Source organism: Pedobacter sp. (assembly GCF_035566355.1).
Classification (GTDB): domain Bacteria; phylum Bacteroidota; class Bacteroidia; order Sphingobacteriales; family Sphingobacteriaceae; genus Pedobacter.
Genome location: NZ_DATMRL010000042.1, coordinates 1 through 5840 on the forward strand (window position 1 = coordinate 1; position 5840 = coordinate 5840).

The following is a 5840-nucleotide window of genomic DNA, read 5'->3' on the forward strand; positions in this document are numbered from 1 at the left end:
ATCATTGATAGTTAAGTCCTGCACCGAAGTTGCATCCAGGCGAACCCCGCCTGTAACATTACTGTTGGGACGGATCACGATCATATTAGAGCCCATCCCTGATAACTGGGTCTGAATGCTTTGCTTGGAACCCTGCCCGATTGCAACCATGGCGATTACAGAAGCAACACCTATGATAATCCCCAGCATAGTCAGAAATGCCCGCAGTTTATTTCGCAGCAATGCTTTAAAGGCAATTCGGATGAGGTTTATAAAATTCATGATAATTTATATTAAATGTCATCATCTGCCGGTAATGCTGCCAGGGATTCTTTTGCGTTCTTTTTATTTTCATTGATATAGTCCTTAATAATTTTACCATCCCTCAGGGTTATTGTACGGCTGCTGAATTGGGCGATATCAGGTTCATGCGTAACAAACACGATTGTTTTCCCATGGTTCTCATTCAATTCCTGTAGTAACGCCATAATACCGAAAGAAGTTTTTGTGTCCAGATTGCCGGTTGCCTCATCGGCAAGTATCATTACCGGTTCATTTATTAATGCCCTTGCTATTGCTACTCGTTGCTGCTGACCGCCAGATAACTGGTTAGGCGTGTGATCAAGCCTGTTGGCCAGGTCCACTGCTTCCAATGCCCTGATTGCGCGGTCTTTTCTGTCTTTTGTTTTAATTGTGTTATTATACATTAAAGGTAATTCAACATTTTCCAGTGCCGAGGTCCGGGGAAGCAGATTATATGACTGGAACACAAATCCAATTTTATTATTTCTTAAATGTGCGAGTTCATTTCGGGAGAGTTTGCCTACATCAACACCATCCAGCAGATAAACGCCATCGGTTTGTTTATCAAGGCAACCAAGCATATTAAGCAGAGTGGTTTTCCCTGAACCGCTGGCGCCCATGATAGTAACAAATTCTCCTGTCGCCACTTCAAAACTTATATCTTTCAGTGCCCTCACCGTTTCACTGCCCATTTTGAATTCGCGTTTAATATTTTTTAATTCCAGTATTTTATTATTCATCCCGATTACGATATAAAGAACATCATTGTAAAATCTTTGTTTGCCCGTTCTTCTCAAAACAAAATCATATCAGGGTCTGCTGGCCTTCGGCTTTGGTGTTTGTTGTCTTGACGGCATAAAAGGGCTTTTTGGTGGCGCACTGCTGACAGGAGCCGTATTGGCACCTGCCTGGCTGATACCCGCGATCACGCTATCACTCAATGTCAATCCGTCCAGTACCTCCACATGTGTATCATCATTCAGGCCGGTGTGAATTTTTTTCTCTTCCAGGCTGTCACCGAATTGCACCCATACAAATGCAACGCTTTTTTTTCTGGCGCTGCTGTCTGTGAGGTTGCCGGCATTCCGCTTGGTTGAACCTGAGCCTGTACTATTCCTGGCAGTCTGACCATTTTGTTGAGGTTTGGTGGATGGAGGAAGGGCCAATATTTTATATTGATTAGCCAATGACGGATCGGGCTTAAACTTGAGGGCCTTGGATGAAATCAGCATAGCACTGTCAACTTCCTTTGTGTAAATAAAAATATTCGCAGTCATCCCGGGTTTAAGTTTGAGGTCATCGTTGGGGGCTGTAACAATTGTTGTATAGGTTACCACATTTGCGGACACAACCGGTTCAAGTCTGATCTGATTCACTTTACCTGTGAAAGTAATATCCGGATAAGCATCAACGGTAAAAATCACGCGCTGACTATCTGTTACATCACCGATATCTGCTTCATCCACGGCCGCACGAACCTGCATCTTGGTAATATCCTTTGCAATTATAAACAGCGTAGGAGTATTGAAAGAAGCTGCTACCGTTTGACCTACGCTGATATTACGCAGCAGAACCACTCCATTAACTGGAGAATATATACTCGCGTAAGAAAGATTTTTTAAATTCGCATCCAGTTGTGCCTGCACACTGGCCACCGTTGCTTTTGCAGTAAGGTATTGATCCTGGGCGGTCTCGTAATCCGCTTTACTGATTGAGCCTGAATTGAAGAGAAGTGACTGACGGTCAAAATTACTTTTTTGATACGCCAGTGTAGCTTTTGCTAATTCAAGGTTGGCTTTATACTGATCCACCTGAGCTGTAAAAAGGGATTTATCCATTTCGGCAATCAATTGTCCCTTAGTTACCTTCGCATTGAAGTCTGTAAATATTTTGGCAATAGTTCCGGATACCTGGGAACCTACCGCTACAGTATCCACCGGTTGTATTGTACCCGTAGCGGTTACACTTTTTGAAATATAACCAATCTGAGGCTTTTCTGTAATGACAAATATTTTAGGGTCCTGCTTCCTGTAAAAAAAAAACCAAATTCCCGCTCCGGTTAAGAGCAGAAGAGTGATAATAATTATTGATTTATACTTTTTCATTTCTATAATTTGACCGGTTCGCCTCTGTAAAAATTATAAATTTCCAGATTCAGGGCCGCAGTATATTTTGCCTGAATATAGCCCTGCAATGCCTGCACATAAAGATTTTTTTGTTGTAGAAGCTCCACCAGGTTAGCCGCGCCATATTTAAACTGCTCACTTACTACCCGGTAACTTTCCTGGCTCGCCTTCAGTTGAACAACAGCAGCATCGTACTGGGCCTGCGCATTTAACACATTGATATATGCCTGTTCAACCAGTTGGGACAAAGTTGTTTTGGCGCCCTGCAATGAAAGTTTAGCCTGCTCTATTTCAATTTTACTTACTTCAATCTGTGTTCTGTAAATGCGGTTATTGAAAATGGGAATCGAAATGGACAATCCGACCCGCTGGTAAAAGTTATTATCCAATTGTTTGAGGTATTCGACCGATTCATTATTAGAATAGCCTGTAGCCAGGGAAGCACCAATACTGGCAACAGGAAGAGTCTGGGCCTTTGCAGTTTTCAGATTCATTTGAGCAATATCCAAACCCGTTTCTGCATATTTTATTTCAGGCCGGGTTGCCAAAGCTATTCTTTGTACTTCATCTAAAGATGGCATCAGGGCTGTAGCTATTATCGTATCCGGAATGGCTATATCCAAAGAATAACTCCATGGCAGTTGTAGCAACTGTTTTAAGTTTAATAAATTCTGCCGGTATGCACTTTGCGCACTGACAAGGTTGTATTTATCCGTTGCTGTTTGCGCTTCTAATTCTATCAATGCATTCCTCGCGATGCTTCCTGCACTATAAAGCTTGTTGCCCTGATCCTGCTGTGCTTCTGAGGTTTTTACCAGATCCTCAACATAGATGATATTTTCTTTTGCTAATAGGATATTAAGAAAGTCCTGTGTAATCTCAATTGTAAGACTGTTTATTGACTGATCAATATTGAGTCCTGCCTGGTTCAAATCGAGATTTTTTATTTTGATATTATAGTTCAAATAGCCACCGTTGAATACTGTCCAGGCCGAAGTAAGAGAACTATTGCTGGCAAAACTGGATTGGGTTGCAAATCCACCTACAACAGGGTTTGCATTCGTACTATGTGTAAAGTTTTGCCCTAAATTCCCAAACAAATTGGGATATTTTGCTGCCCTGGCAAGAAGCAGGTCCTGTTTGTTGATTTGCTGGCTGAAGCGTAAAGTATTTAACTGGATGTTATTTCTCTTCGCATAATCCAGACATGTTTGGAGGTCCCATTTCGATGGAAACTGTTGTGCACTGTCATTCTGGGCTTTCAGGGAATTGTTGCTAATACAACTAAGAAATAAGAATCCGCACGCCAGTACTTTTGCTAACATAATTAATTAAAATTACGTTAACTAAGCAATGGGTATGCCAGAGGGCTCAATAAGGTCCCAAAGATTTCCATATAAATCTTCAAAAACAGCTACAGTTCCATATCCTTCCTTAGCCGGTTGCCTTACAAAATGAATTCCTTTTTCCATCATGGCCTTATAATCCCTGTAAAAATCATCTGTATAAAGAAATAAAAAAACGCGACCGCCTGTTTGATTGCCAACGGCTTTCAATTGCTCTAGGCCGTTAGCTTTGGCCAGTAAAAGAGAACATTCACCGTTTCCCGGTGGAGCGACGATTACCCATCTTTTAGTTTCGGATAAGACTGTGTTTTCAATCAAACGAAAACCAAGCTTCCGGGTATAGAAATTTATGGCTTCATCATAATCCTTAACTACGAGCGCGAGATATGCTATAAACTGTTTCATTATATAAATTTATCTCAATTAAGCTGTTATTTTTGTTCATACATTTCGGGCACAGCAAACCAATTCGATGTTCAGAATATTTGCAATCACTTTTTTTGCCTTTTGTTGCTTCAGCAGTAAAACTTTTTGTCAGGATAAGGATTCAATTATTCTTTATAATGGCCAGGTGCTGATAGGACCCGTTAAGGGCGCTAACCTGGGTTTAATTTCCATTGACGACATAGATCTAAAAATGCTTAACGTCAAATTAATTAAGATTAAAACTTTAGTAATTCAGGAACGGTTTAAAGTTGAAACAGTTGACAAAAGAATACTCTACGGTTCATTAAAGACATCTGGTAAAGAGGGGTGGGTGGATATTTATACTGTTGACGGGAAAAGTATTCCTATCCATATTACTCAGATTTATCAGCTTATTTCCCTGGATAACAATTTTTTTAAGCGGTTAAATGGAAATGTTGCAGCGGGGTTAAGTTTTACAAAATCCAGTGGAATTGGCCAGGTTAATTTTAGTGCAAACGTTAAGTTTGCTACCAAAATATTGGATTACCAATTATCTGCCTCTACGATCGCATCTATAGATTCCGGCAGGTATTCGAGGGATAATGAAAATCTTCAGTTATTTGTTACGCATGATCTTACTCCGGTTTGGTTTCTTGCAGGTTCAGGCCAATATCAGAGGAACCTGGAATTGTCCATTTCAAGAAGGTATTTGGGGTTGATTGGAGGTGGTAACAACCTTGTAATAAAAAAGAATTTGCGATTGTTCGCAGTAACCGGAATAACGTTTTCTCAGGAAAAAAGTACGGAAGGCATCGCAAGCGGACTTCTGTTTGAAGTTCCTGTCATGTTGCAATTCAATTTCTATCAATTTCATAGCCCGGATATTCAGATCAGCAGTACACAAACTGTCTATTTCAGCTTATCGCAACAAGGACGAATCCGGTATGACGGAAGCACCAATTTTTCCTGGCAGCTCATTAGATATTTTTACCTGAATATCAACCCTTATACAAATTTCGACAGTAAACCACCCGCCGGTAGCAGTAGTACATTTGATTTCGGGCTGGTAGTGGGGCTTTCATATAAATTTTGAGATGCAAGAACTTCTTAATTATGGATTATGAATTATGAATTTTAGCCCATACTCTTATACTCTTATACTCACATACTTCCCTCTCACACTCTCACACTCTCACACTTGTATCACTATATGCTTACCCTCAAACTATCCGGACGATACATTTTATCGCCGGGTTTAACATTGAATGCTTCGTAGAATGCCGGAATATTAGCCATGGGCCCATTGACTCTTTCCTTTGAGGGTGCATGCACATCAGTCATCAGTTGAGCTGCCAACACTTCTTTTCTTTCACTATACAACCAGCCATAGGCATATCCAAGAAAATAACGCTGGGCAGGCGTAAACCCGCCGATTTTTTCTCCTTTTTTAAATGTTTCAGTTTTTGAAAAAGCATCCCACCCAAGCAATACACCACCCAGGTCCGCAATATTTTCTCCCTGGCTGGCTTCTCCGTTCACGTGGAGCGTATCTACCGGTACAAATTCATTAAACTGCCGAATGATTCTGGCAGCACTGGCGTTGAATTGCTTTGCATCACTGGGCTGCCACCAGTCACGAAGATTTCCGGCTTCATCAAATTTCCTTCCCTGATCATCG

At 41.0% G+C, this 5840-nt stretch carries 7 protein-coding genes; 1 reads left to right on the forward strand and 6 read right to left on the reverse strand.

What is annotated here, in order from left to right:
• The 5 genes from VNZ46_RS01430 to VNZ46_RS01450 all read right to left on the reverse strand — a co-directional run.
• Window positions 1-261, reverse strand: a 261-nt coding sequence (locus tag VNZ46_RS01430; protein ID WP_325558288.1) for an ABC transporter permease, incomplete at its 3' end; no start/stop codon positions are given.
• A gap of 11 nt (window positions 262-272) precedes the next feature.
• Complete coding sequence (locus VNZ46_RS01435; protein WP_325558289.1) at window positions 273-1022, reverse strand: ABC transporter ATP-binding protein; 750 nt, start codon at window positions 1020-1022, stop codon at window positions 273-275.
• Between the two features lie 69 nt (window positions 1023-1091).
• Window positions 1092-2387, reverse strand: coding sequence for an efflux RND transporter periplasmic adaptor subunit (locus tag VNZ46_RS01440; protein WP_325558290.1), 1296 nt, complete (start codon window positions 2385-2387; stop codon window positions 1092-1094).
• Between the two features lie 2 nt (window positions 2388-2389).
• Complete coding sequence (locus VNZ46_RS01445) at window positions 2390-3733, reverse strand: TolC family protein (RefSeq protein WP_325558291.1); 1344 nt, start codon at window positions 3731-3733, stop codon at window positions 2390-2392.
• A 21-nt stretch (window positions 3734-3754) separates the two neighbouring features.
• Window positions 3755-4159 (reverse strand): VOC family protein, encoded by a 405-nt coding sequence (locus VNZ46_RS01450; protein WP_325558292.1) that lies wholly within the window; start codon window positions 4157-4159, stop codon window positions 3755-3757.
• A 67-nt stretch (window positions 4160-4226) separates the two neighbouring features.
• Between VNZ46_RS01450 and VNZ46_RS01455 the strand changes: the two genes are divergently transcribed.
• Window positions 4227-5255: a DUF481 domain-containing protein gene (locus VNZ46_RS01455; protein ID WP_325558293.1), complete on the forward strand. Its 1029-nt coding sequence runs from the start codon at window positions 4227-4229 to the stop codon at window positions 5253-5255.
• A gap of 113 nt (window positions 5256-5368) precedes the next feature.
• Here VNZ46_RS01455 and VNZ46_RS01460 read toward each other — a convergent pair.
• The coding region (locus VNZ46_RS01460; RefSeq protein ID WP_325558294.1) for a M13-type metalloendopeptidase at window positions 5369-5840 on the reverse strand (472 nt) is incomplete at its 5' end.

Coding starts and splice junctions, on each gene's coding strand:
- VNZ46_RS01435 (WP_325558289.1), bottom strand. CDS start 1,022: ATGAATAATAAAATACTGGAATTAAAAAATATTAAACGCGAATTCAAA.
- VNZ46_RS01440 (WP_325558290.1), bottom strand. CDS start 2,387: ATGAAAAAGTATAAATCAATAATTATTATCACTCTTCTGCTCTTAACC.
- VNZ46_RS01445 (WP_325558291.1), bottom strand. CDS start 3,733: ATGTTAGCAAAAGTACTGGCGTGCGGATTCTTATTTCTTAGTTGTATT.
- VNZ46_RS01450 (WP_325558292.1), bottom strand. CDS start 4,159: ATGAAACAGTTTATAGCATATCTCGCGCTCGTAGTTAAGGATTATGAT.
- VNZ46_RS01455 (WP_325558293.1), top strand. CDS start 4,227: ATGTTCAGAATATTTGCAATCACTTTTTTTGCCTTTTGTTGCTTCAGC.